Here is a 24,580-nt window from a genome sequence, read left to right on the forward strand (position 1 = left end):
ACTTAAAAACCGAACTGCCCGACGATCCAGCACGAATCGCCAGGCAGTCCAACTGGGGCCAGGACCAACTCGCCAAAGTTTCCACCCTGACCCAACACGAGAACCAAGCCGACCACGAAACAGGACGACCAGCCCTCTACGACAACGCTATCGACACCGACTACACCCACTCAATCGGCATCCAGAAAGGCCAAATCTAACCCCCGCGCGACACGCCGAGCCAGACACACATTTTGTCGTTTAACCCCTTAACCCTGATTTGACCCCCGAATAACGAAGACCCCTACCAGCGTTTACACCGGTAGGGGTCTCTTCTTAGTGGCGGGGGCTGGATTCGAACCAACGACCTCTGGGTTATGAGCCCAGCGAGCTACCGAGCTGCTCCACCCCGCGTCAACTGTCCTGGCTTTTACAAGCACTCACAGCGGGTGCTGACCTCTCCGGCCAACGAGATGTAACTGTAGCACGGACCTTCCAACAAAGACCAATCCCCAGGTCATAGCCAGTTTCGCTACAACCTGGGGACTCTGCGAACCATAAGACCCTATGATTCTCGGCTAATCTCCCGTTGCAAGCCTTACTCTCTGTAAACCTTACTGGCCGTTGGCCTTCTGGTAGTCAGCGGCAGCGCGGTCGAGCTCGGCAAGTGCCTGGCCCTGGGCTGCGTAGTCACCGTTCTTCTGGGCGTCGTTAAGCTTCTTTAGCGCGTCGGAGATACGGCGAGCGGCGTCGTCACGCGCAGCGACATCAACCTTGCGCTCTTCCTTCGGTGCCTCGTCGTCGGACTCAGCGTCGGCGGCGTCCTTGTCCTTATCCGACGGCTGCTCCTCAGCCTCTTCCTCACCGCGGACCTTGGTCACGGCGGAAGCATCGATACCGACCTGACTCAGAGCCTCAGTGACCGTAGCGCCGTAGCCCACCTGACCGCGGTAAGCGACGAGAATACGCAACAGCTTCGGGAATGCGGTCTCCTGCCCCTTGCGTTGGGTGTAGACCGGTTCGACATAGAGAATCTCGCCATCGCCGACCGGCAGCGTCAGCAGGTTACCGTTGGTGACTACGTTCGTACCCTCGAGCAGGGTGCGGTCCTGGGCGACCTCATCTGCGGACATCATCGTGTCCTGCGCCTGACGTGGCCCCATGGTCTGGGTGTTGGTCGGCAGAGCACGAATAGTGATTTGGCCGTAGGTCTCCGGCTCGGAGGAAGCACTCATCTGAGCGGAGAGGAACTCACGCTCCAGTCCACGGAATGCCGAGATCAGCTGGAAGCTCGGCTTGCCGCTCTCCGGATCGGAAGCGACAACATAGTACGGCGGCTGAGAGAGGTTCTTGTCTTCCGGTGCGGTCGGGTCGGACGGGACAGACCAGAAGGAGTCATTGGCGAAGAACACGCCCGGATCGCTGACGTGGTACTTCGCCATCAGCTCACGCTGAACCTTAAACAAGTCCTCCGGGTAGCGCAGGTGCTCCTGCAGCTCCTCGGAAATCTCGGACTTTGGCTTCACCACACCTGGGAAGACGCCTTCCCAGGCCTTGAGCACCGGATCTTCCTCATCGAACTCGTAGAGCTCAACGGTGCCATCGTAGGCATCGACGGTCGCCTTGACCGAGTTGCGGATGTAGCTGACCTCGCTGTTCGGCAGCGGGCGTGGAGTGCCATCCGGGTTAATGGAGTCCTGCGTGGTTTCCTGGAGGCTCATGCGCTGGGAGTACGGCATCTTGGCCAGCGTGGTGTAGCCGTCGACGATCCACTTCATACGGCCATCGACTACAGCCGGGTACGTCTTGGTGTCGGTAGTCAGCCATGGGGCGACCTTCTGAACACGGTCACGCGGATCGCGGTTGTAGATAATCTTGGAGTCCGACCCAATGCGGTCGGACAGCAGGATGTTGAGTTCCTGGTAACGGGTGGCGAAAATCATGCGGCTGGCAAGTCCGCCAACGCCAACACCGCCCTCACCGTCGTAGGTGAAGTTTCGGCCGTCAGCATCGTACTCGTAGTCCTTGCCGTCACCATTGCCACCGACAATCGCGTAGTCGGCATCGCTGTTGGCGATAACCGGACCGTAGTAGATACGCGGCTGCTTCAGGTTCAGGTTCATGCCGTTCGGGTCCTCGGACTCGAACAGGTCAGCCACGGTGTACAGCGGGTAACCACCGCGGGCGGAACCGGACTCGGAGGCAACCTCGTCAACCTTATTAGCCGGCGCAGCAACGAAACCATTGCCGTGGGTGTAGACCGTGTGACGGTTGATCCAGTCAGTCTGGTTACCCTGCAGCGTCTGCGGGTTCAGTTCACGAGCAGCGACGATGAAGTCACGGGACGCGCCATCGATCTGGTAGCGGTCAATGGCAAGCGGATCGGAGAAACCATAGAAGTTCTTCAGCTGACGCTGCTGCGTGAAGGTACGTGGCAGCACTTCCGGATCCAGGATTCGGATATTGGCCAGAGTAGCGGCATCGCGGGAAATCGAGTCCGCACCTTCCTTCGCGGCTTCCTTATCGCCTTCCTTTTCAGCCGGAACGCCCCAGTCGCGCTCGACCTTCACCTTGTCGTCGGTAAGCCCGTAGTGGTAGCGCGTCGATTCAATATTGCGCGCAATGTATTCGCGTTCCTTGGAAGCGCGGTTCGGGTTAACTGAGAACTGCTCAACTGCCATCGGCCAGGCCACGCCAATCAGACCTGCGGAAACCAACATCAGCACGGTGGCAAACGCCGGGATCGAAAGATTGCGCAGGAAAATGGCCGCGAAGAATGCAGCGGCCACGACGATTGCGATGACCAGCAGCGTAATCTTCGCCGGCAGCAGCGCATTGATATCGGTGTAGGAACCACCGGTGAAGGTCTTCTGCTTGTTATTCAGCAGCTCATAGCGGTCCAGCCAGTAAGACACAGCCTTGAGCAGCATGAAAACACCGGCCCAGCACGCCAACTGCGCACGAGCCGCATTGGAAACGCGGGTCTTCTCCCCTGTAGTCGGGTTACCTGGGCGGATGCCACCAAGGAAGTAATGCGTCACCAGCGACAGCAGGAACGCAATAACTACCAGGACAACCAGCGTCGAAACGATGTACGACCACAGCGGCAACTGGAATGCGTAGAAGCCCAAGTCCTTGCCATACTGCGGGTCAGTCTCACCGAAGGACTGCCGGTTTAAGAACAGCTGCACCGTCTGCCAATTACCCTGCCCCACAAGGCCACCGAGTACGCCGAATACAACGGGCAGCGTGGTGAACATCGACTTCGAACCGGATTCAGCCATCCGTCGGTACACTGCCTGCGGGCTGCGTGGATCCGTCAGTCCGAGGTCGACGGGCCGCGAGCGCCACGCCAGCCACATAGATAGAAATGTCAGTGCGCCCGCTATCAGGCCTACAGTGATAAACAGGACGATACGAGTGAGCCACGTGGTGGCGAATACCCCTCGATACCCCACTTCACCGAACCACTGAAAGTCCGTATAAAAATTGACGGCGATTGGAATAACAAAGGTCAGCGCGGCAATCACCAACACGGTAATTGCCAGCCACCCCGGTCGGCCACCCGCCGATCGTCTCGGTCGAGTCTGGTTTAGAGACAACGTCTCTCCTGTTCGAGTTGAGCTTGACTTGCCAGCGAGCTGGTAAGTCGGTCGTACGCTTATCTGTCATCTACTCTAAATAAAGTTCCTAACATTTGACTAAGGATGCTGTTAATACAGCGTTGCCAGGAAAGGGGCGTCGTCAAGCGTCATGAGCGAAAACAACGGCACTCAGACTCATCTCAGCCAGCAGGCACTCAATCGCGCCGTGCGCGAAGCTGTCGAATACGTCCACACCGAAGGTTGGGACCGCGCTCCGAGCCTCTTCGCCCTCGTCCCCACCGCCGCGCTTGCCGACGTGCTTGCCGACGAGCTGATTGACAGCGCCCCATTGACTGTCGTTGCGCAGGAACCCCTCCCCGAGGGAATTGAAGGCGGTAGCCCTGAGTTGGCGGACTTTATCGCTCGGACATCGTGGCCGGCAGGTGTCGTCGGTGCCGTGTTAGCGCAGGAAATAATGGTCATCGCTCCGGAGCAGGCGGACAGCTTTGAGGGTGCATCCCTGGACGAGGTGCGGGCACAGGCGGATGGTGAGGCGGCTCGCCAGGCACGTCTTTTCAGTGGTGTTATCAGCGAAGGTCCACACCTAACACTGATCCAACCTCGCCCCACAGAGGCGGAACTGGATGAGCGTGGGCCCTTTGCTGAAGATGAGATTGAGCTAAAAGATGGTTCTGGGGTAGCCGATGGTGTCATCGCTGCGTTGTATTCCACGTTCGGAAGCGCCTCATAAATCCACCTACCAGCGATAAGAGACAAAAAGAGGTATTGAAAGCGCCGAATATACATATAACTAGCTGATTCCGGTTGACATCGGGCTTAGAACCTAGTTGTATAACAAAGTGATAAAGGCGCGTCTCTAAGTATCCGCTCAGGGTTCTGTCGGACTTGGTTCTGTCGGACTGGGTTCTTCCAGGGACGGTCTGTGGCGAAGAAATCGCGAGTGTAGCGCGAGTTTTTCCTTCTATAGGTTTTCAACTAAGAGGTTTTTAATTATGAAGAACAACGTTGTTCGCCGTGCAGCAGCCTCGGCAGCTGCAGCTTCTGCGCTGGCAGCCTCCCTCCTGACCGGTGGTGTTGCCAACGCTCTTCCTACTGGTAACTACGTTGCCTTCGGCGATTCCTTCGCTGCTAACCCGGGCCAGTCCGATCCAGCCGTACCGGGCCGTGGTGGCTGCCCGATTTCGGTCTCGAACATCGGCTCTCACGTTGCTCGTGAGACTGGCCTTGAACTGCACGACTACTCCTGCAACGGCACTACCGCTTTCATGCCGACTCAGCCGCAGAAGTCCCTGATGGGCCAGGTTGACAACGCCATCGCTCAGGGCTCCCTCGGCCCGGCTACCCAGCTGGTGACCATTTACGTTGGCGCCAATGACGCGATGCAGGGCGCTGTGCTGCCAATGCCGGTTCAGGATGACCTGTACACCACCAACGTTGTGGCCGCTGTGGAGAAGATCAAGGCCGCTAACCCAACTGCTCGCGTCATGCTGATTGGTTACCCGGCTTTCACCTCTAATGACCCGACTCACTACGCTTGCCCGGTTAACGCCGCAGGTTTTGCACCGCACATTCCGGCTGCCGGTATGCACCACTTTGAGATGGCTCTGCAGAACCGCCAGATGCGTGCTGCCGCTGAATCCGGTATCGGTTTCGTCAACATGAAGGAGGTCACCAACATCGACGTCGCAATGTGCGGTCCGGACGGTGAGCGTCAGGTCTCCGCAATTCTGGATACCGATGTTGCTTCCTACAACATGACCAACCACCCGACCTTCCACGGTTCGGCAGTTGCTGGCACCACTATCGCCAACGTCTACAAGAGCACCTTCTAAGGTCTTTCGACGTCGCTCAGACGTCTTCAAGTACAACGAAAAATCCCCGGTCGTAATGACCGGGGATTTCCATTTGTGGAGCTGCCGAGAATTGAACTCGGGTCCACCGCCAACTCGCCAGGGCTTCTCCGTGCGCAGTTCGCACAATCGCCTCTACTCGACCCTTCGGCTCAGGCAAACATGTCCGAATGACGGGCCCAGCCGCAAGTAAGAAGATCCCCGATGAGCCTTACGGCACACCCATCGGGCGAGCCCTTTTAAGTCGATGCCAGGGTCCGGACCAAAGGGCAAGCCCGGCCTGACAGACACGCTAGTCGCTTAATTAGGCAGCGAGAGCGTAGTCGCGCTGAGTGTTCTCGGCGCTTAATCAGTTGCTACGACGCTTAACGGTGGTCTCTAGCCTGCACCGGCACGCTTCCCCTGGCTCACTGTACGGTGTCGAAACCATGTCAGCCCCATACAATGCCTTCGAGCACGGGAAAGTGCGTAGCACTCAAAGGATGTTCAAGAATAACGCTTTACGACGAGGAAAGTCAACAGACCTCGTCGTAAAGCCCACTACCCCTTGATGCCCTTCACACGGCGACCCAGCGCACGAGTAGCTTCGCGCTCCTCCGTGCGGCGCTTGATGTCCTGGCGCTTGTCATAGTCCTGCTTACCGCGGGCGAGTGCGAGCTCGACCTTCAAGCGACCGTTGGTGAAATACAGCTTCAGGGGTACAAGCGTGTTGTTACCATCGCGGACCTTGCCCCACAGGGTGTCAATCTCCTTGCGGTGCAACAACAGCTTGCGCGAACGACGCGGCGAGTGATTAGTCCACGAACCGTAGGAGTACTCCGGGATATGCAGCCCGCGCAGCCACACTTCTCCGTCATCGATGGTCGCGAAGGCGTCGTTAAGCGATGCTTTGCCCTCGCGCAGCGCCTTGACCTCAGTGCCCACGAGAACGACACCGCATTCGTAGGTGTCAAGAATGTTGTAGTCATGGCGGGCACGACGATTGGTGGCCACCACCGCGTTGTTGGCGCTGACCTTTTCTTTCTTCGACTTCTTCTTGCCCATAACCTACTTAACTCTAGTCGAAGAAGGTGCACTACAGCTATTTCCTAGCTATTCCCTTAACTTTCCCTTGTGCGCCTCCTTGCAGCCAACATATATATGCCTCTGGCCTTTTACGTTGTGACGCAACTTACTTTCCCCTAACCTTTTACCAACGTCTAACACAGAGGGATTTAAATATGGGACAGTCAAAAACGTTGGAACCGGACAAAGCGCCCCCGAAGCCAAAGGGGTTCCTAGCAACACTGGAACGCATTGGCAACGCACTGCCAAACCCGTTTTGGCTGTTTGTAATTCTTGCCGGTGTAGTCATCGTTTCTTCGTGGCTCGGTGAGGCTGCGGGTATGCAGGCCAAGGATCCCGCGTCGGGTGACATCATCGAGGTGGAAAGTCTCGCTACCGCTGAGTATCTGCAAAAGATGGTTTCTGAGGCGGTAACGAACTTCACGGACTTCGCACCAGTTGGCCTGATTCTGGTGTGCATGCTCGGTGTCGCCATTGCGGAGTACTCCGGTTACATCGGCTCGGCAATTCGCGCGGCAATTTCCAAGGTGCACTCCCCTGTCCTGCTGACATTCATCGTTGCACTGGCCGGCGTGACTGGTTCGATCGCTTCTGATGCCGTCTACGTGATTCTCATTCCGCTGGGCGCCGCCTCATTTGCCGCCGTTGGTCGTAACCCTATTGTCGGTGCGATGGTCGCCTTTGCCGCCTCGTCGGCCGGGTTCAATTCATCACTGGTGCTCAACATTACCGATGTGCTGCTGGCAGGCATCTCCACGCATGCTGCGCACTTCGTAGATCCGGAATACGTAGTTTCGCCGCTGGCCAACTACTTCTTCACCATGGCCTCGTCGATTGTGCTGGCTCTGATTATTACGGCTGTTACTGAGCTGTTCATCACCAAGCACGTGGAGAAGACCATCCACGACGATCATATTGACCACGAAGCTGCCGAGTTCACCAAGCCGGGCGCTTCGGAGGAGGCTGCTGAGGAAAACGCTAAGAAAAAGGAGCAAGACACCGCGTCGAGCAGCTCCAACAGCGGCCGCGATAAGCTCGTTCTAAATCCCTCCGAACGCCATGGCCTGCGCTACGGCAACATCGCCGCCGTCATCTTCCTGGCGCTGTGGTTCGCTGCCCTATTCATCCCGGGTTCGCCTCTGCGCGGCGAAGGCGACGGCATCTTGAATTCCGTGCTGCTTACCGACGTCGTGGTGTCCATTGCCCTCTTCTTCGCCGTGGTCGGTATTGCGTACGGCATTGGCGCCAAGACCATCACCTCCTCTGCAGATGTGCCCGCCTTCATGGAACGTGGCCTGGGCACACTGACCACAATGATGGTGCTCTTCTTCGCTGTTTCGCAGTTCACGGCCTACTTCAAGTGGTCCAATATCGGCCAGTGGACCGCCATCAAGGGCTCCGAATTCCTGACCAAGGCGGATCTGCCGCCGCTGTTGCTCTTTGCTGCCTTCGTCCTGATGGTGGCTGTTCTCAACATGCTGATTACCTCGGGCTCTGCACAGTGGGCTCTGATGGCGCCGGTCGTGGTGCCGATGCTGATGTACGTCAACGTCTCCCCGGAGGTCTCTCAGCAGCTATTCCGTATTGGTGACTCCCCGACCAACATCATTACACCGATGTCGCCGTACTTTGCGCTGGCACTGACCTTCCTGCAGAAGTACTACAAGCCGGCGGGTGTCGGCACGCTGATGTCGCTGGCTATCCCTTACTCGCTGTGCATGCTGGTGGGCTGGTTCCTATTCTTCGTCCTCTGGTATCTCGCGGGCATTCCGCTGGGGCCGGGGGTTCCGGTGCGTTAACTCACAACTTCTGGGCAACTGAGGGATTGGTCGAATTTTTCGGCCAATCCCTCAACTATTTGCGGTACTCGGGTTTAGTATTGCGTACGGTCGCCACCACAACGGGCGTCGTTAAGCGAAAACGTACACACTTTGAGCACACACTGAGACGCGGATATAACCTATGCCAACAAAGCACCTAAAATTTACGGGATCGACAGGCGAGACTCTGGCTGCATCGATTGATTTGCCCGACGGTAAGCCACGCGCGTGGGCACTATTTGGTCATTGCTTCACGTGTAATCGGATGGTGCCCGGCGCGTCACGCACCTGCAAGGCGCTGGCGAAGAAGGGCATTGCGGCATTCCGGTTCGACTTCACTGGCCTCGGGCAGTCCACTGGTGATTTCGGTGAGACGACGTTCCAGACCAACATCGATGACCTTAAGGCCGCCTACGAGTTCATGGAGGCAGAATTTGAGGCCCCCTCGCTACTGATTGGGCACTCGCTCGGTGGCGCAGCGGCGCTGAACGCCGGCCACGATATGCCGAAAATCAAGGCGGTAGCGACAATCGGTGCACCCTTCGATCCGGCACACTCGATTGTGCGCATCGCCGGTGACATTTCGACGGTCGATGAGCACGGCACGCAGGTTCTGCAGATTGAAGGTCGTGGCATTCCCATCTCCCGTGAGTTCTTGGAAGTGTTGGCGGACTACAACCCGGAGGTTTATCTCAGCCAGCTGCGCAAGCCACTGCTTATTCTGCACTCCCCGACCGACCAGACTGTTGGTATCGATAGCGCCCAGAAGATTTTCCAGGTCTCTCGCTATCCAAAATCCCTGATGAGCTTGGATCGCGCAGACCACTTGCTCACTCGCGCTAAGTCCGCCGCGCGCGCTGCTGACCTGATTTATGCGTGGGCGGATAGCTATCTTCCGGAGGCTGAATAGCCCTGTTATCATTAGGGGTTATGGACACAACTGAACACTCTGGCCACTCACACGGCCACGGTCATTCACACGGTCATTCACACGGCCATGACCACGCTCATATTGACCCCGCGAATACTCCTGCCCGTCGCCTGCTCGTGGCTGCGGGTCTGACTCTTGTCGTATTTCTCGCCGAGCTCATCGGCGGCTTGGTCTCGGGTTCACTGGCGCTGCTGGCAGATGCCGGCCATATGGTGACGGACTCCGCAGGCCTGCTTATGGCAGTTGCCGGTTTGGCTATCGCCCAGCGCGGAGCCAATCACCGCGCGACGTACGGGTACCGTCGTGTTGAGGTTCTGACTGCTCTCGTCAACGGTCTGACAGTTTTCATCATTGCCGCTGTGATTCTCTGGGGCGCAATCCGGCGATTCGGGTCAGTGGAGCAATCTGAGATTCAAACCACGTCGATGCTCATCATCGCAGTCATCGGCCTGCTCACCAATGTGATTGCGGCGTTTCTGCTCGCCGGCGCTGCCAAGGAAAGCGTCAACGTCCGCGGCGCGTATCTGCACGTGCTTGTCGACGCCGCTGGTTCGGTCGCCGTCATTATCTCCGCTATCGCTATCGCATACACCGGCTGGACTGCCATCGACTCGGTGGTCTCTATCGTGATTGCGCTCTTCATCGTCCCCCGAGCCGCCGTTCTGGTGCGCGACTGTCTCCACGTGTTGCTGGAGTACACCCCGAAGGGCGTCGACACTGAGAGAATCACTGCTGACCTGTCTGACTTGGACGGAGTGGTCGATGTCCACGATCTCCACGTCTGGTCCCTCAACGGCAGCGACCTACTGGCATCTGTCCATCTCGTGCGCTGCGACACGCTCCCCAACGGCGACGAGCACGCATTGCTCGACCGCGCGCAGGCACTGCTTCACGACGTCCACGGGATTGAACACGCCACGGTGCAAATTGAAAGAACCGGGCACGCTGACCACGAGTACCCGGCTCATACCTAAAATGTTCGGCTAGTAGCTGAAGTAAGATGCTAGCCCTCGAGCTGCTCCCCTAGCTCCAGCCATTCCATCTCCAGCTCTGCCTTCTGCTCAACCACCTCCGCAGCACGGCGATCGAGGTCCGCCAGCTTTTGTGTGTCCAAGTTGGCTACATCAGCGCTCGCTTCCGCCATTTGCGCATGCAGCTTACTTTCCTGCTCGCTCAGCTTCGCCATCTTCCGTTCCAGGGCGCTCATCTTCTTTTGAACAGCATGAGCTTCCGCGGCTGAGAGCTTCGAGGCATCCTCCTCTGAAGCTGCGCCACGGGTCTGCGGACTACCGGCATTTGCTTGAGAGGCCCCGCCACCTGCAGCCGAGTCAGCCAGCTGTGCGCGGCGCTGGAGGTACTGACCAATCCCACCTGGCAGGTTCGTCAGCTCGCCATCGCCGAAAAGTGCCCAGGTCGAGTCCGCAATACGCTCAATCAGGTAGCGGTCGTGCGAGATGACCACCAGCGTGCCCGGCCAATTGTCCAGCAGGTCTTCCAATTCCTGCAGCGTGTCAATGTCCAGGTCATTCGTCGGCTCGTCGAGCAGCAGGAAGTTCGGCTCACTCATCAACACACGCGTGAGTTGCAAGCGACGGCGCTCACCACCGGAAAGGTCTGCGATTGGAGTGCGTTGCCGTTTCGGGGAAAATCCCAATCGCTCAGCCAGTTGCGAGGCGCTAATCTGCTTCTTGCCCAGGTCAATATAGGTCGCGACGTCCTCCACAGCGTCGAGCACACGCATATCCAGCGGCAGATCATCGAGCTCCTGTCGCAGCCAGCCCAGGCGCACCGTCTTGCCCTCAATTCGCTTGCCATCGCTTAAGGGGTAGTCTCCCGCCAACGCACGCAACAAAGTCGTCTTACCCGAGCCGTTGACACCGACCAGGCCGATGCGCTCGCCGGGGGCCAGGCGCCACGTGACGTCGTTAAGCAATTCCCTACCGTCGGGCGTTTCCAGGGACGCATGCTCCAACTCCACGACCACCTTGCCCTGACGACGCTGCGAAAACGCCATCAGCTCCACGGAATCACGCGGTGCCGGGACATCGGCGATGAGCGCCTCAGCTGCTTCGATGCGGTAGCGCGGCTTCGAGGTGCGGGCCGGTGCACCCCGGCGCAACCACGCGAGTTCCTTACGCGCAAGGTTCTGACGACGCTGCTCGGCGGCATCCGCCTGTCGCGCACGCTCGGCACGCGCGAACGTCCAGTCGTTGTAACCGCCATCGTAAAAATCGACGGTACCGTCGTGGACTTCCCACGTCTTCGTGGCAACGGTATCCAGGAACCAACGATCGTGCGTGACGACGACCAGGGCTGCCCGGCGCGAAAGAACATGATCGGCCAACCACTGCACACCCTCAATATCGAGGTGGTTCGTTGGCTCATCGAGAATGAGCAGATCTAGATCGCGGACCAGTGCGGCCGCCAGGTTAACGCGACGGCGCTCACCACCGGAGAGATTGGCGACCTTGGTATCCATACCGAGGTCATTGATACCGATGCCATCGAGGACCTCGCGGATGGAAGCGTTACCCGCCCACTCGTGTTCAGCGAGGCCGAGCGGTGCGATGACGCATTCAAACACGGTGGAGTTCGGGTCGAGCTCCGCGCCCTGGGTAACATGCGCCATGGCCATGTCGTTGGCTCGCGAAATACGTCCGGAGTCCGCCGGCTCCACGCCTGCCAGAATCTTCAGCAGTGTGGACTTGCCGCCACCGTTCAAACCGACAACACCGATGCGGTCGCCCTCTTGAACGCCGAGGCTGACGCCGTCGAGCAGAGTCTTGAGCCCGAAGGACTTAGAAATATTCTCGCAATTAATCAGATTCGCCATGATGAGTATTTATTGTGCCCCATTCGACGTTGCCAAGCACACGCCGAACATACCAAGCCACCGGCAGCTCCTCGAACTGCTCTCGGGTTACCCATTTAAATTCCGGATGCTCGCCGCTGAGCTGGACATTCTGCGTGTCGTCGGCCTCGCGTACTAGAAAGGTCACCGTGTGGAAGCGGAAATTCTCCCCGCCCAAGTCCGGATTGGAATAATGGGCAAATTCGCTGACCTCCGCTGCGCGCAAGCCGGCCTCTTCACGCAGTTCGCGCACAGCGGCCTCCACGGGCTCCTCCCCCGCGTCTAGCTTGCCACCGGGCAAATCCCACTGGCCCCCGAGGAAGCCCTCGTATTCACGCAGCAGAAGCAGCAAGCGGTCACCGCGGAAAACTATGCAGTTGCACACCCAGCCGTCGTCGTCAGGCCAGAACTTAGTCCAAGCCAGGCTGCGCGGTTCGCGCCGGCCGATCTCGGCCCTACTGGGGGTGTCATCACGGTGCATGGGGAAAGATTGCCTGTCCTTTATTAAAAGCGCTGGTCTCGTGAGACCTCAGCGAGGCGAACGAAATCGGCAATTTCGAGCTTCTCTCCTCGCTGCTTGGGGTCAATCCCCGCTGCCATAAGCGCCTCTTCGGCTGCGGCGCCAGATCCGTAAATCCCCGATAGGGCCGCACGGAGGGTCTTGCGGCGTTGCGCAAAAGCAGCGTCGATAAGCGGGAAAAGGCGCGCGCGGAATTGCGGCGAGATTTCCCACGGAGCCTCGGGGGCATCGGCGGCATTGGAGTTCTCAGGAGCGTCGGAGCGGGCGTAGCAGTCAATGCGCACAAGCCCGGAATCAACCTTCGGGACCGGCCAAAAGACGTGCGGACCAATGGCACCGGCGCGACGCACTGTGCCGTAGTAGGCGGCCTTGACGCTGGGGACGCCGTAGATCTTGGAGCCCGGCTGAGCCGCCAGCCGGTCAGCGACCTCGGACTGCACCATCACGAGCACACGGCGGATGGTGGGGAGCTCGGCAAGCATGTGCAGCAGCACCGGTACCGAAACGTTGTATGGCAGATTGGCCACCAGCGCATCTGGGGCGGTCTGAAAGTCCTCGCGGCTGACCTTCAGCGCATCTTTCTCAATGAGCTCTAGCGCGCAGCCGTCAGCGCGCTCAGCGACTGTCTGGGGCAAACGCTCCGCCAACCGCGGATCGATTTCGACAGCCGCGGCACGACCACAGTGTTCGAGCAGTCCGAGGGTCAGCGAGCCCAAGCCGGGGCCGACCTCAACAGGGTAGGAATCCTCCGGCAAATCGGCCGCAGCGACAATTCGACGCACGGTGTTGGCGTCGTGGACGAAGTTCTGCCCCAATTTCTTCGTCGGGACAATATCCAACTGCGCCGCCAGGTCGCGTACTTCGACCGGCCCCAGGAAAGAAACTTCTGCTTTAGTCACAGTTAGATACTACGGGGTCAAAAGAAAAAATAGGTTTAGCTCGTTTTGGCTAGTCTGAACTAGCTTTAACGAAGCCCCATGGAAGCGGTACAAGCGGGCCATGCACCCCAACCCTGACCAGCCTGGACGCGCTCGGCGACAGCGATCTGCTGCTCGCGGGAAGCCTGCGATGCACGCGGTGCATACTCAGTACCGCCGTAAGCTGCCCAGGTGGAATCGGTGAACTGTAGACCACCGGAGAAACCGTTACCGGTATCGATAGCCCAGTCGCCGCCGGACTCACACTGAGCCAGCTGATCCCACACACCGTAGCCAGCGGCCTGAGCTGCAATGCGAGACTTAGTGCCCTGGCGGATAGTGGAGATACCCGGAGCCTTTAGCTCCTTTTCTTCCAGGACCTCGCGTCCGAGCTCTTCGCCGTCGCGAGAGGTGACCTTGACCTGACGCTCTACCTGGCCCGGCTCCCCCTCCTGCTCAACGATGCGCTCGTCTTCGAACATCGAATCATCTTCAATGATGTTCTCGTGAGCTGGAATCTCCTCAGTCTCGGTGATGGTCTTATCAATCAGACGAGACAGAGCGATGCGCATCCCCTCGGTGACCGGGGCATCCAGACCCGGCTCGACGGTGTCGTCTTCACGCAGTTCAATGCCACGCTGAGCCAGCACATCACCGACGGTCATAGCCGGGACAGTCAGGTCGATGTCCTTGGCATCGTCGTGAAGCACAATATTCTTGGCACGAACGACGTCGAGTTCGACCCCCTTAGCGGAAATCTCGCCCTTTTCGACCTCGACCTTGTCCTTATCGGAGATGAGCCCCTGCTTCTTCAGACCTTCAATCAGCTCATCGGTAGTGATGGCATTGGTCTTGTGCTCCTGCGGCTTGCCATCGACAATCATCGTGACCGGCTTGGCAGAGCGGTAGACCAGCTTGCCGCCGTCCGTGAGATCGCCCTGACGCTGAACCAGGTCGCCACCGGTGGTTTCGACACCAGCCTTTTGCAGAATGGCCTTGTCATCCTTGGACCAGGTTGCGATTTGCTCGACCTTGCCGTCGATTTCGACGGTGATGGTGTCATAGTTGGATGCTGCGACAGTGCCACCCAGAGCAACAGCAGCGACCAGACCGCCTGCGGCGATCTTGGACGAAGTGGAAACTCCGTCGTTAGCACGATTGAGATGACGCTTCTTCGCAGCACTCACGGGGTTCGTCACAGCCTTTCGGAGGATGGGCAGTTAGCAGATGAAAGAAATACAGTTTGTAACAGTACGGTAAAGATTCAGTGTTGTCTAAAATATATCGATAAAAGTGACGGGAAATACAACAAACCGCCCCGGCTGCATTTCCGCAGCTCAGGGGCGGCAATACGCCAGCACGTGCTTAAATGCCGTACACCCGACGTGCGTTATCCGTCAAAATCTGCGCCATCTCCTCCGCCCCGATTTCTCGGGCCGCGGCCATCGCACGCGCCTGATGACCGATAAAAGTGGACTCGTTGCGCGCACCTCGGAAAGGCTCCGCGGTCATGTACGGGGCATCGGTTTCCACCAGCAGCTGCTCCGCCGGCGCCTCAGCCACAGCCTGCCGCAGGTAATCATTGCGTTTGAAGGTCACGTTGCCGGTAAAACTCAGCAGGTAACCGCGTGCAATGGCTTCGCGGGCAACCTCGATGGGCGAAGAGAAACAGTGCAAAATGACCGTATTGTCGTAGCCGTCCAACGCCGCCATCAGGTCTTCATCGGCGTCGCGGTTATGAATCATCAACGGCTTGCCGACGGTTGCTGCGAGCTCCATATGCCACTGCAACGCAACCAGCTGTTCGCTCTTCGACGCGCAGCCGTCGAGGGAATCCAGCCAGTACCAATCCAATCCCGTCTCCCCCACGGCCACAACCCTGGGGTCGGCAGCCATTTCGGTTAAGCGGGCCTTGGCGTCGTCGTCAAGCTCGTGCGCGCGCGTCGGATGGATGGCGGCGGCGGCCCAGACGTTGGGGTGCGCGTGCGCAGCGGCAAAGGCCAGTTCGGTTTCCGGCATGCCATCGCCGACCGTGCAGACTCCGACGACGCCCGCTGCGGCGGCCCGGTCCATGAGCGCCGCAATCTCTTCCGGAGTTTGCGCCCCACAGGACGCGAGATGCGTGTGGGCGTCAAACAGCGGAGTGAGATACTCCGCGGGTTCTGCAATCTTGCGTTTGCGCTTTCCCATACCTCTACTGAGCCCCTACTTCACCTGTGCCCACTCGGGGCCGTGCTCAGCCAACTCAGAGTCGAGCTTGGTGAAAATCGGCTTCGGCTTGGCCAGCGCCGTACCCGGCTCAATGTCGAAGCGACGCCAGGCGGCCTTCTGATTGACGTAGTCACCGGTGATGATTGGGTAGCTCCTACCCTCTGCCGGCAGGTCAGCGCCGACCGGTTCGACCGGCATGTCGTCCTGGACTTCCTGGACTTCTGGCATTGCGGCCCAGATCCCCTCGCCGCCCAGGGTCTCGAAGACCTTCTGCGAGCTTTCCGGCAGGTACGGGGTCAGCAGCACATTGGCGTCGCTGACTACCTGCAGTGCTGTCCACAGCACGGTGGCGAGACGCTCGCGCTGGGACTCGTCCTTCGCCAGCTTCCACGGCTCCTGCGCAGCAATGTAGGCGTTGGCCTCTCCGACCAAGTGCATGGCGGCGGTGATACCGGCGCGGAAGCGGGACAGCGCAAGCGCGTCGCCGACCTCGGCGAAGGAACGCTCAGCCAGGTCGAGCAGTTCACGGTCAGCGTCAGTGAGTTCGCCCGGAGTTGGCACCTCACCGAAGTTCTTGAAAGCCATGGACACGGTGCGGTTGACCAGGTTGCCCCAGGAGTTGGCCAGCTCGTTATTCACGCGGCGGACGAACTCATCCCAGGTGAAGTCGGTGTCCTGGTTCTCCGGGCCTGCCATCGCGATGAAGTAGCGCAGCGGATCCGGACCAAACTCCGCCAGGAAGTCCTTCACATAGATGACAACGCCCTTGGAAGAGGAGAACTTCGAGCCCGACATGGTCAGGTACTCCGAGGAGACGACCTCCGTCGGCAGGTTCAACTCACCGAGCTCCCCGACCTCGCCCCCGCGGGAGCCCTCGCCACGGTAGCCCAGCAGCTCAGCCGGCCAAATCTGGGAGTGGAAGGTGATGTTGTCCTTGCCCATGAAATAGTAGGACAGCGCCTCCGGGTCATTCCACCACTTGCGCCACGCTTCCGGGTCACCAATGCGCCAGGCCCACTCGATGGTAGCGGATAGGTAACCGACGACGGCGTCGAACCAAACGTAGAGTTTCTTCGTCCCGTTTTCCGACCAGCCCTCCAGCGGAATCGGCACACCCCAGTCAATATCACGGCTCATTGCACGCGGACGGATGTCCTTCAGGATGTTCAGGGAGAACTTCAGCACGTTCGGGCGCCAGTCCTTGCGCTCCTGCAGCCACTCGGTCAAGGCCTCTGCCAGAGCCGGCAGGTCTAGCAGGAAGTGCTCAGTTTCAACGAACTTCGGGGTCTCGCCGTTGATTTTCGACACCGGATCAATCAGATCGGCCGGGTCAAGCTGGTTACCGCAGTTGTCGCACTGGTCGCCGCGGGCACCGGAAGCGCCACAAATTGGGCAGGTACCTTCGATGTAACGGTCCGGCAGGGTGCGACCGGTCGACGGGGAAATCGCACCCATCGTGGTCTGCTTGACCATATAGCCGTTTTCGTAGAGCCCACGGAAGAGCTCCTGGACAACGGCGTAGTGGTTGCGCGTGGTTGTGCGCGTAAACAGGTCGTAGGAAAGCCCCAGACCCGCGAGGTCCTGCACAATCTGGCGGTTGTAACGGTCGGCCAATTCCTGGACAGAAACGCCTTCCTTCTCCGCCTGCACAAGCAGTGGCGTGCCATGCTCATCAGTACCGGAGACCATCAGCACGTCATTGCCAATCATTCGCTGGTAGCGAGCGAAAACGTCCGAGGGGACACCGAAACCTGCAACATGGCCGATATGTCGCGGACCGTTAGCGTACGGCCACGCAACTGCTGTGAAAATGCGAGACATATCTAACAGGGTAATAGATGACCTACCATCACGATGAACTGTGCCCTCATGAAGTCTTCCAAGAACTGTCCCCTAGCGTCATCGCGCGCTCGCGCAGTCACTACGCTTATGTCCTATGTCCACTCGGTCCACCTCCTCCGACTCGGCCGCTGACTTCACTTCGCGCGCGACCACTGCGCTAGCTCGTCTTATCGCCGCCGGTCATCGCCCCGCCGCACTCGTCGGCTCCTGGTTCGGTTATCGCGCGGTTCTCGCCGCTAACGTCGAGCTCACCGCCTGCGATTCGACAGCGCTTTTCACCAGCCCCGACCCCAATGCGTGGCTATTTGGGTTCCGCCCCTACTCCGGCACCAGCGCGCATGGGATCGCTGCCTGCGTCGCATTGCTTGCCGACGACGGCACGTGGCATTTCGACGGCCCCGGCACCGGTGACCCCTCAAATCCGGATTTCCAAGCCCTTCAGGAGACCATCAAATACTCGCACGAAAACACGCGTGACGACGCGCTCCCCGCGGCCACACCACTGGAGTGGGATCAGGGCGACCGAGAACGCCACCAGCTTGCAGTGGAGAACTGTAAGGAAGCAATTGCCGCGGGCGAGGTGTACCAAACCTGCATTTCCACACGCTTTCACGCGGAGCTGGCAGCGAGCGACTCTGCACTAGCCCACGCCGGCGCGTGGTTTTCCTCCCGCGTGGCGCGGTATCAGCCGGCTCGAGCGGCATTCTTGCCCGGCAACCTCGATGCTGGAATTCCAATTCTGGCCTCGCTGAGTCCTGAGGAGTTCCTCATCCGCGCTGGCACAAGCGTGACTGAAACTCCTATCAAAGGCACGATTCCCGCTGACCGGCCCCCGCATGAGCTGTTGCGCAGCGATAAGGATGTCGCCGAGAACATCATGATTGTCGACCTGGTGCGCCACGACCTCGGCCAGGTGGCCAAAACTGGCACTGTGAAGGTCACGGATCTGCTCAGTGTGCGCCCGGCACCGGGCGTGTGGCACCTCTTTTCCACAGTTTCCGCGGAACTTCCCGATCAGCTCAGCCACGCTGAGCTGATCGATGCCTGCTTCCCACCGGCCTCAGTCACCGGTACACCGAAGCTGCGAGCAATTGAGCTTCTGCGCGAGTGGGAACCCGAGCCCCGTGGCGCTCACTGTGGCGCGATTGGTGCGGCCCACGGGGATGCACTTGAGCTCAATGTCGCCATTCGTACCGCTGAGTATGCAAAAGACCCGAACTCGGGGAGAGTTCGGGTCGAAGCTGGCATCGGCGGTGGCATCACCATCGGGTCTACGCCCGAGGGCGAATGGGCCGAGATTGAGGCCAAGGCCGCACCGCTGCTGTTGGAAAGCTAGTTGCGCAATTTACGAGCACGGCGGCGTTCGCGCTGTTCGGCCGCTTCCGCCAAGCGGCGCTCGCGAGCCATGCGCAGGGCAAACTGACGCTGTTCCTTGTCATCGAGGTACATCGGATCGTCGGAAAGCCCCTTAACCAGCGCCACCATCAGCGCCAAGATAACAATGACGAACGGGCTTGCCGCCAAAATGGTGATGTTCTGCAGGTTGGACAGGGCATCGCTGCCGCCGGTGACCAATAGGACAATCGCAATCAGAGCGGTGAAAATACCCCACATAGCAGTGACCGTGCGCGATGCTGTGAGTCGACCGAACTGGCTCATGGTGCCCATCACCGTGGAGGCGGAGTCCGCCGAGGTAATGAAGAAGGTAGCCAGCAGAACCATTGCGATGACGGAAGTAATCGCGCCACCCGGCAGGGATTCCAGCAGGTTGAACAGCTGGCTCTCAGCCGAGCCGTCGCCATAGATGGACGCACCCTGCTGCTCACGAGTAATGGCGGTGCCGCCAAAGATGGAGAACCACACTGCAGAGACAATCGACGGAACGGCGACGACGGTGAAGACGAACTCACGGATAGTACGGCCGCGAGAAATGCGCGCGATGAACATACCGACAAACGGCGACCAGGAGATCCACCAGGCCCAGTAGAAGATTGTCCACGACGAGAGCCATTCGCCGGCGGTACCGTCAGCGGAAGCGCTGGAGCGGGCGGCCATCTCAAAGAAGGAATTCAGGTAGCTACCAATAGAAGTCGGAATCAGGTTCAGAATCACCACGGTAGGGCCGAGGACCAACACCAGCAGAGCCAGCAGGCCAGCGGCAACCATGTTGAAGTTCGAAATGTACTGAATGCCCTTGCCCACACCCGACAGCGCAGAAGCCAAAAAGGCACAACCCAGAATGAGGATAAGACCAATCCACAAACTTGTGCCCTTGATGGCAGTGAAACCGTTGATCTCCAAACCAGCGGAAATCTGCAGCACACCAACACCGAGAGAGGCTGCCGTACCGAAGACGGTGGCAAAAATCGCAAGTGCGTCGATAAGCTTGCCCAACCATCCCTCAGCGCGACGTGCACCGATAAGCGGGATGAACGCCGCGGAAATCAGCTGCTTACGACCAAGACGGTAGGTCGAGTAAGCAATGGCAAGGCCGACGATGGCGTAGAGCGACCACGGGTGCAGAGTCCAGTGGAACATCGTCGATGCCATGGCGGTACCGACTTCCTTTGGCTGGTGACCCGGCACACCTTCGCGGTAGAAGGTCAGTGGCTCAGCAACGCCGTAGAACATCAGACCGATGCCCATACCGGCGGCGAACATCATGGCAATCCAGCTAGGTGTGGAAAACTCTGGTTTCTCGGCGTCCTTGCCCAGGCGGATGTGACCGAACTTGGAAATCGCGATGGACACAATAAAGAAGACAAAGACGGTACTAGCCAAGATAAACAGCCAGCCGGTGTTCTCCACGACCCAGTTCAGAGAACTAGATGCAAACGTGGAGAAACTGTCCGGCCACACCAGTCCCCAGACGATAATTGCCAGAATTGCGGCAATGGCGGGGACGGTAACCCCGAGGTTCACGGGAGCGTGAGAATCGTCGGCCCTGACTTCGCCAACGACCGACTCCCCTACTTCTTGTTGTATTTCATGTTCTGGTGGATTCGTCATTCCTCCACCATGTCCACCATTGACCTGGGATTTCAACTTAGAATGCGGGTTTTCTCAGGTTTTCTTCATTTTTTCCCAGCTTGCAAAAACTGCCAATAATGGCGTTTACCCTGTTCACTGTCGTGCGCTGGGCATTTCCTGGCACAAAGTAACAATCGCCTAACGATTTTCCTCGCGAGCAGCCAAAACCGCCTGATAGAGATCACGGTGCTTTGTCATTCCAGCCTCCGCCGCAGCCTGCTTCGCGGCATCCTTCAACCGCATGCCATCAGCCACGAGCTCCTCCACGCGGTCAACTAGGTCCTCCGTGGATACCTCCGTCGCCTGCTGCCCCGCGCCTTCAATCACCACCGTAATTTCGCCGCGGACACCTTCCTCCGCCCACGCCGCCAACTCCCCCAGCGTCGCACGGCGAGTCTCTTCAAAACGCTTGGTCAACTCACGGCTTACCGACGCGCGCCGCTCCTCACCCAAAATCTCCGCAGCATCGGCCAACGTAACAGCCAACCGATGCGGCGACTCAAAGAAACAACAGGCCCGCTTCTCTGTCTTCAGTGATTCCAACCATGCCCGGCGCGCCCCCTGTTTACGAGGTGCAAAACCATCGAAGCAAAAGTGGCCGACACCCAAACCACTGAGAGCCAATGCGGTAGTCACCGCGCTCGGTCCTGGTACACAGGACACCGGCACGCCCGCATCATGTGCAGCCGCCACCACAGCCAGGCCAGGATCCGACACCACCGGCATCCCCGCATCGGTCACCACAATGACTTTCTGTCCCGCCTTCGCCGCCTGAATCAGCGACTCAGTGCGGCTCTCTTCGTTGTGATCGAAGTTCGAAACAAACTTCCCCTTGGGGGAAATGCCCAGCGCTGTGGCCAGGTTGCGTGCCCGCCTGGTGTCTTCCGCGGCGATGATATCGGCGTCGATAAGCGCACCGCGCAAGCGGTCGGAGGCATCGGCGATATTGCCCAGCGGCGTTGCCACCAGAGTGATGCCAGGAGCCAGCGTCATTGCCTCGCTAAGAGGCGCGTTCTCGTGCGGTTGGAAGTTCGATGCCGAATGCGTCATGATTCCATAGCTTAAACTGACATTCGTGACCGATGCCGCTTTAACCCCACCACCGGAAACCGAGCGCCGCGCGAAAAAGCGTTTCCTGCGCCCGATTCCCCCGGTGCCCTCGCTGCCGCCACTGCGGCGGTGGGACAAATGGGATACCGCCACTTTTGTGGTTCTCGGAATCGTCGCAGCGCTAACCCGTTTCATCGGGCTTGCTGCCAAGACCGACAATGGCACCCCGCTCTTCGATGAAAAGCACTATGTGCCGCAAGCATGGCAGATTCTGGAGTCCACCCGCGACCCCATCTCGTCTGGCATTGAGGACAATCCCGGCTACGGTCTGATTGTGCATCCGCCAGTGGCCAAGCAGGTCATCGCCTTGGGCGAATGGATCTTCGGTTACTCACCAATGGGCTGGCGGTTTATGTCGGCGGTGTGTGGCACGCTGGTCATACTGCTGCTCATGGACATCGTCCGACGCATCTCTCGCGGCTCGCGGTTGGCAGTGGGTATCGCTGGTCTCTATGCGCTTGCCGACGGAGTGCTGTTTGTCTCCTCCCGGGTCGGCATGCTGGACATGATTCAGACCTTCTTCATCACTGCGGCCGCGTGGGCACTTCTCATCGACCAGGCCGATGCCCGCAAGCGCCTGGAATCCGCCACGGAGCTAGGTAGTTTCGGCCCCTATCTCAGTTATCGCTGGTGGCGACTGCTCGCCGGCATCATGCTGGGGCTTGCCACCGGGGTGAAGTGGTCTGGCCTGTATTACATGGCCGCATTCGGTCTGTGGTCCGTCTTCACGGATCTGGTCTCCCGCAAGAATGCCGGTGCGCACAAACCCGTGCTCGGCGCACTCTCCCGTGATACCGCCCCGGCGTTGCGTGATCTGGTGGTAGTCCCGCTGGGCGTTTACTTCTTAAGTTGGCGTTCCTGGTTCGCCGAAGAAACGTCGGTCTATCGCCATGTCTCACCCGAAGACCGCGATACGGGACTCCCCGGCACCGACTGGCTTCCCGAGGCCCTGCAGAACTACCTGCACTACCAAAACAGCGTGCTGAAGTTCCACGCCGAGCTGACCACCTCTAATGGCCACAAACACCCTTGGGAGTCCAAGCCTTGGGAGTGGCTGGTCAGTTGGCGGCCAATGCTCTACTACTCCACCGAAACCAACTGCAGTGGTGGCCAGGAGTGCAAGGGATGGATGATGCTCTTTGGCACCCCGCCCATCTGGTGGTTGCTGGTCCCCGTGGTCCTGTGGGCCACATGGCGCTGGCTCGGCCGCCGCGACGGCCGCTACGCGCTGCCAGTCATCGGGTTCCTCGCCTCGTGGCTGCCGTGGGTCATCGGCTACGACCGTCAGATGTACTTCTTCTACGCCACCGCGCTGATTCCATTTGTACTCATCGCCTTTGCTCTGCTTGCCGACGATCTCTCACACTGGCGGCCCCGCGATAAGCCGGTGGGGTTGGTAATCGTTGGCACGCACGCCGCACTAGTGGTGGCCGCGTTTGTGTTCTGGCTGCCGATTTTGACCGGCTACCCGCTGCCTCTCAACCACTTTGAATGGCGGTTCTGGTTGCCGTCCTGGAGCTAGTCCCGCTGTGGCGGCACGCCTGTGACCGGCAACCCGGAGGCAGCCCGCCATGCCTGTGCGATTGCCGTCGGCGTATAACCGCCCAGCCACACAACGGCCAGCGTCAAAGCGGAGACAAACATCAAGGCCAGGCCAGCGATCTCTGATGCTCCCTGAGCACCGATGAGAATGTCACGAATACCAAAACCGATGCTGAACGTGGCGACGGCACCGTAGACCGGCGCCATGCCCATGGCAGCGCGTGGCCGCCAGGCAGCCCAGAACAATCCCACTGCCAACGCAAGCCGAATTGCCGCGAGTTGGATGGCAAGGCGTGCTCCGAGCTCCATTGGGTCAACAGTGGCAGTGGAACCGTCGATAGGCGCTTCCGTGCTTGTCGCGTTTCCTGCACCGCCCTGCGGCTGCGTCGAGGAAAGTCCGAGCGTCATCATGCCGGAGGCGTCGACCAGCGTCGCAATCCCCCAGACCGCCCAGCAAAGGCCCAGCGCAATGAGCACCCCGCGGGCGGTGCCGGCCATGAGCAGCCATGCGCGCTCACGCCGCCGGCGCTCCGGTTCGATGGAGACCAAAATGCGCTCCGAGAGATCATCCGTGGAAATCTCCGGCATACCATCGGCAGGCCCAACCGTAAGGGCGCGGTTCAGCCGCACCGCTCGCTCGTACCAAGCTCGGCACTCCTCGCAGGCCCCAAGATGGGCATCGATGACTTCATCGGCAATGCTTGCCTGCTCGCCATCGAGGCGAGCTGACAATGCTGCGCGAATTTCCTCGCACTCCACGGGGAATCTCCACCGCCTTTAACTCTTAAGGGGGTTGTACCTAATGAGGTCTTACCTGATGAACTGCCTGTCCAAACTGAAACGGCCAGCCCCGAAAACGAAAATCATCACCAGACCACCGATGAGCGACATCACAAGCTCCGCACCGTTGTCGCGGATAAACAGGCCATTGCCCAAGTGCATCGACCACCAGGCACCAATCATCTCAATGATGAAGACCATCGCCACCGTCGGTGCCAAGAGTCCCAGAATCAGCAACGCGCCACCGACCAGTTCGACTAGAGCGACAACCCAGACCGTCAAGTGCGCCTGCGGGATATTCGCGGCGACAAAGTAACCGGTCGTCTTGTCGATACCGGTGATAAAAATCTTGTCCCAGCCATGGCAGATGAAGATAATTCCGAGTATCAGGCGGAGAATCACGAGCGCGATATCGCGCATTACCGGTCGATCCATGAGGGACATGCTACCCGACGGCACGGTCAAAACACGGTAGCACTGCGGCTGCGAGAGGCCAGCGACTTAAACATGCAAAAAGGCTTCTCCCA

General features: G+C 59.2%; 19 protein-coding genes, 1 tRNA gene, 1 other RNA gene and 1 pseudogene. 8 read left to right on the forward strand and 14 right to left on the reverse strand.

Annotation, left to right across the window (positions count from 1 at the left end):
* Positions 1-200, forward strand: a pseudogene (locus AB1Z34_RS07885) (IS256 family transposase); the annotation flags it as partial.
* A 119-nt stretch (positions 201-319) separates the two neighbouring features.
* Here AB1Z34_RS07885 and AB1Z34_RS07890 read toward each other — a convergent pair.
* Together AB1Z34_RS07890 and AB1Z34_RS07895 are read right to left on the reverse strand one after the other, a co-directional pair.
* Positions 320-393 (reverse strand) — tRNA-Met (locus tag AB1Z34_RS07890).
* 200 nt (positions 394-593) lie between these two features.
* Positions 594-3,581: a UPF0182 family protein gene (locus AB1Z34_RS07895; RefSeq protein ID WP_367158194.1), complete on the reverse strand. Its 2,988-nt coding sequence runs from the start codon at positions 3,579-3,581 to the stop codon at positions 594-596.
* 151 nt (positions 3,582-3,732) lie between these two features.
* On the opposite strand from AB1Z34_RS07895, the gene AB1Z34_RS07900 reads away from it, so the two are divergent.
* Together AB1Z34_RS07900 and AB1Z34_RS07905 are read left to right on the forward strand one after the other, a co-directional pair.
* Positions 3,733-4,314, forward strand: a complete 582-nt coding sequence (locus AB1Z34_RS07900) for a PPA1309 family protein (protein WP_016423245.1) — start codon at positions 3,733-3,735, stop codon at positions 4,312-4,314.
* A gap of 262 nt (positions 4,315-4,576) precedes the next feature.
* Positions 4,577-5,416: a GDSL-type esterase/lipase family protein gene (locus AB1Z34_RS07905; RefSeq protein ID WP_048733544.1), complete on the forward strand. Its 840-nt coding sequence runs from the start codon at positions 4,577-4,579 to the stop codon at positions 5,414-5,416.
* Positions 5,417-5,489: 73 nt separating this feature from the next.
* Here the strand turns inward: AB1Z34_RS07905 and ssrA are convergent.
* Both ssrA and smpB read right to left on the reverse strand, forming a co-directional pair.
* Positions 5,490-5,873: a transfer-messenger RNA gene (ssrA, locus tag AB1Z34_RS07910) on the reverse strand.
* Positions 5,874-5,974: 101 nt separating this feature from the next.
* Entirely contained in the window at positions 5,975-6,478 is a 504-nt protein-coding gene (gene smpB, locus AB1Z34_RS07915) for an SsrA-binding protein SmpB (protein ID WP_005511394.1), read from the reverse strand.
* A gap of 176 nt (positions 6,479-6,654) precedes the next feature.
* Here smpB and AB1Z34_RS07920 point away from each other — a divergent pair, with 176 nt between their 5' ends.
* The 3 genes from AB1Z34_RS07920 to AB1Z34_RS07930 all read left to right on the forward strand — a co-directional run bounded on the left by AB1Z34_RS07920 (position 6,655) and on the right by AB1Z34_RS07930 (position 10,224).
* Complete coding sequence (locus AB1Z34_RS07920) at positions 6,655-8,298, forward strand: AbgT family transporter (RefSeq protein WP_367158195.1); 1,644 nt, start codon at positions 6,655-6,657, stop codon at positions 8,296-8,298.
* Between the two features lie 163 nt (positions 8,299-8,461).
* Complete coding sequence (locus AB1Z34_RS07925) at positions 8,462-9,229, forward strand: alpha/beta fold hydrolase (RefSeq protein ID WP_016423249.1); 768 nt, start codon at positions 8,462-8,464, stop codon at positions 9,227-9,229.
* A gap of 20 nt (positions 9,230-9,249) precedes the next feature.
* Positions 9,250-10,224, forward strand: coding sequence for a cation diffusion facilitator family transporter (locus AB1Z34_RS07930; protein WP_272715419.1), 975 nt, complete (start codon positions 9,250-9,252; stop codon positions 10,222-10,224).
* 29 nt (positions 10,225-10,253) lie between these two features.
* On the opposite strand, the gene AB1Z34_RS07935 is transcribed toward AB1Z34_RS07930, so the two are convergent.
* The 6 genes from AB1Z34_RS07935 to metG all read right to left on the reverse strand — a co-directional run bounded on the left by AB1Z34_RS07935 (position 10,254) and on the right by metG (position 17,570).
* Positions 10,254-12,083, reverse strand: a complete 1,830-nt coding sequence (locus tag AB1Z34_RS07935) for an ABC-F family ATP-binding cassette domain-containing protein (protein WP_187404056.1) — start codon at positions 12,081-12,083, stop codon at positions 10,254-10,256.
* Positions 12,067-12,582, reverse strand: a complete 516-nt coding sequence (locus AB1Z34_RS07940) for an NUDIX hydrolase (protein WP_070429942.1) — start codon at positions 12,580-12,582, stop codon at positions 12,067-12,069. Before AB1Z34_RS07940 ends, AB1Z34_RS07935 begins: the two co-directional genes overlap by 17 nt.
* Before the next feature lie 23 nt (positions 12,583-12,605).
* On the reverse strand, positions 12,606-13,520 hold the full coding sequence (rsmA, locus tag AB1Z34_RS07945; protein WP_070602810.1) for a 16S rRNA (adenine(1518)-N(6)/adenine(1519)-N(6))-dimethyltransferase RsmA: 915 nt from the start codon (positions 13,518-13,520) through the stop codon (positions 12,606-12,608).
* 65 nt (positions 13,521-13,585) lie between these two features.
* Positions 13,586-14,737, reverse strand: a complete 1,152-nt coding sequence (locus AB1Z34_RS07950) for a transglycosylase family protein (protein ID WP_367158196.1) — start codon at positions 14,735-14,737, stop codon at positions 13,586-13,588.
* A 166-nt stretch (positions 14,738-14,903) separates the two neighbouring features.
* Positions 14,904-15,728 (reverse strand): TatD family hydrolase, encoded by an 825-nt coding sequence (locus AB1Z34_RS07955; RefSeq protein WP_367158197.1) that lies wholly within the window; start codon positions 15,726-15,728, stop codon positions 14,904-14,906.
* Between the two features lie 15 nt (positions 15,729-15,743).
* A complete protein-coding gene (metG, locus tag AB1Z34_RS07960) occupies positions 15,744-17,570 on the reverse strand; it encodes a methionine--tRNA ligase (RefSeq protein ID WP_367158198.1) in 1,827 nt (608 codons plus the stop codon).
* A gap of 115 nt (positions 17,571-17,685) precedes the next feature.
* Here metG and AB1Z34_RS07965 point away from each other — a divergent pair, with 115 nt between their 5' ends.
* The gene (locus tag AB1Z34_RS07965; protein WP_367158199.1) at positions 17,686-18,927 is read left to right on the forward strand and encodes an aminodeoxychorismate synthase component I; all 1,242 of its coding nucleotides are present in this window, start codon (positions 17,686-17,688) and stop codon (positions 18,925-18,927) included.
* Here the strand turns inward: AB1Z34_RS07965 and AB1Z34_RS07970 are convergent.
* Together AB1Z34_RS07970 and rsmI are read right to left on the reverse strand one after the other, a co-directional pair.
* On the reverse strand, positions 18,924-20,600 hold the full coding sequence (locus AB1Z34_RS07970) for a BCCT family transporter (RefSeq protein ID WP_016423258.1): 1,677 nt from the start codon (positions 20,598-20,600) through the stop codon (positions 18,924-18,926). The genes AB1Z34_RS07965 and AB1Z34_RS07970 overlap by 4 nt on opposite strands.
* Positions 20,601-20,759: 159 nt before the next feature.
* Positions 20,760-21,614, reverse strand: a complete 855-nt coding sequence (gene rsmI, locus AB1Z34_RS07975; RefSeq protein WP_367158209.1) for a 16S rRNA (cytidine(1402)-2'-O)-methyltransferase — start codon at positions 21,612-21,614, stop codon at positions 20,760-20,762.
* An 82-nt stretch (positions 21,615-21,696) separates the two neighbouring features.
* Between rsmI and AB1Z34_RS07980 the strand changes: the two genes are divergently transcribed.
* The gene (locus tag AB1Z34_RS07980) at positions 21,697-23,253 is read left to right on the forward strand and encodes a dolichyl-phosphate-mannose--protein mannosyltransferase (RefSeq protein ID WP_367158200.1); all 1,557 of its coding nucleotides are present in this window, start codon (positions 21,697-21,699) and stop codon (positions 23,251-23,253) included.
* Here the strand turns inward: AB1Z34_RS07980 and AB1Z34_RS07985 are convergent.
* Both AB1Z34_RS07985 and AB1Z34_RS07990 read right to left on the reverse strand, forming a co-directional pair.
* Positions 23,250-24,032 carry a zf-HC2 domain-containing protein gene (locus AB1Z34_RS07985; RefSeq protein WP_367158201.1) on the reverse strand — a complete coding sequence of 261 codons (783 nt, stop codon included), beginning with the start codon at positions 24,030-24,032 and terminating at the stop codon, positions 23,250-23,252. The two genes, AB1Z34_RS07980 and AB1Z34_RS07985, sit on opposite strands and share 4 nt — an antisense overlap.
* Positions 24,033-24,083: 51 nt before the next feature.
* Positions 24,084-24,473, reverse strand: a complete 390-nt coding sequence (locus AB1Z34_RS07990) for a DoxX family protein (RefSeq protein ID WP_080969568.1) — start codon at positions 24,471-24,473, stop codon at positions 24,084-24,086.
* Between the last annotated feature and the right edge of the window lie 107 nt (positions 24,474-24,580).

It is taken from the genome of Corynebacterium sp. 045007 (genome assembly GCF_040743205.1).
GTDB lineage: Bacteria > Actinomycetota > Actinomycetes > Mycobacteriales > Mycobacteriaceae > Corynebacterium > Corynebacterium jeikeium_D.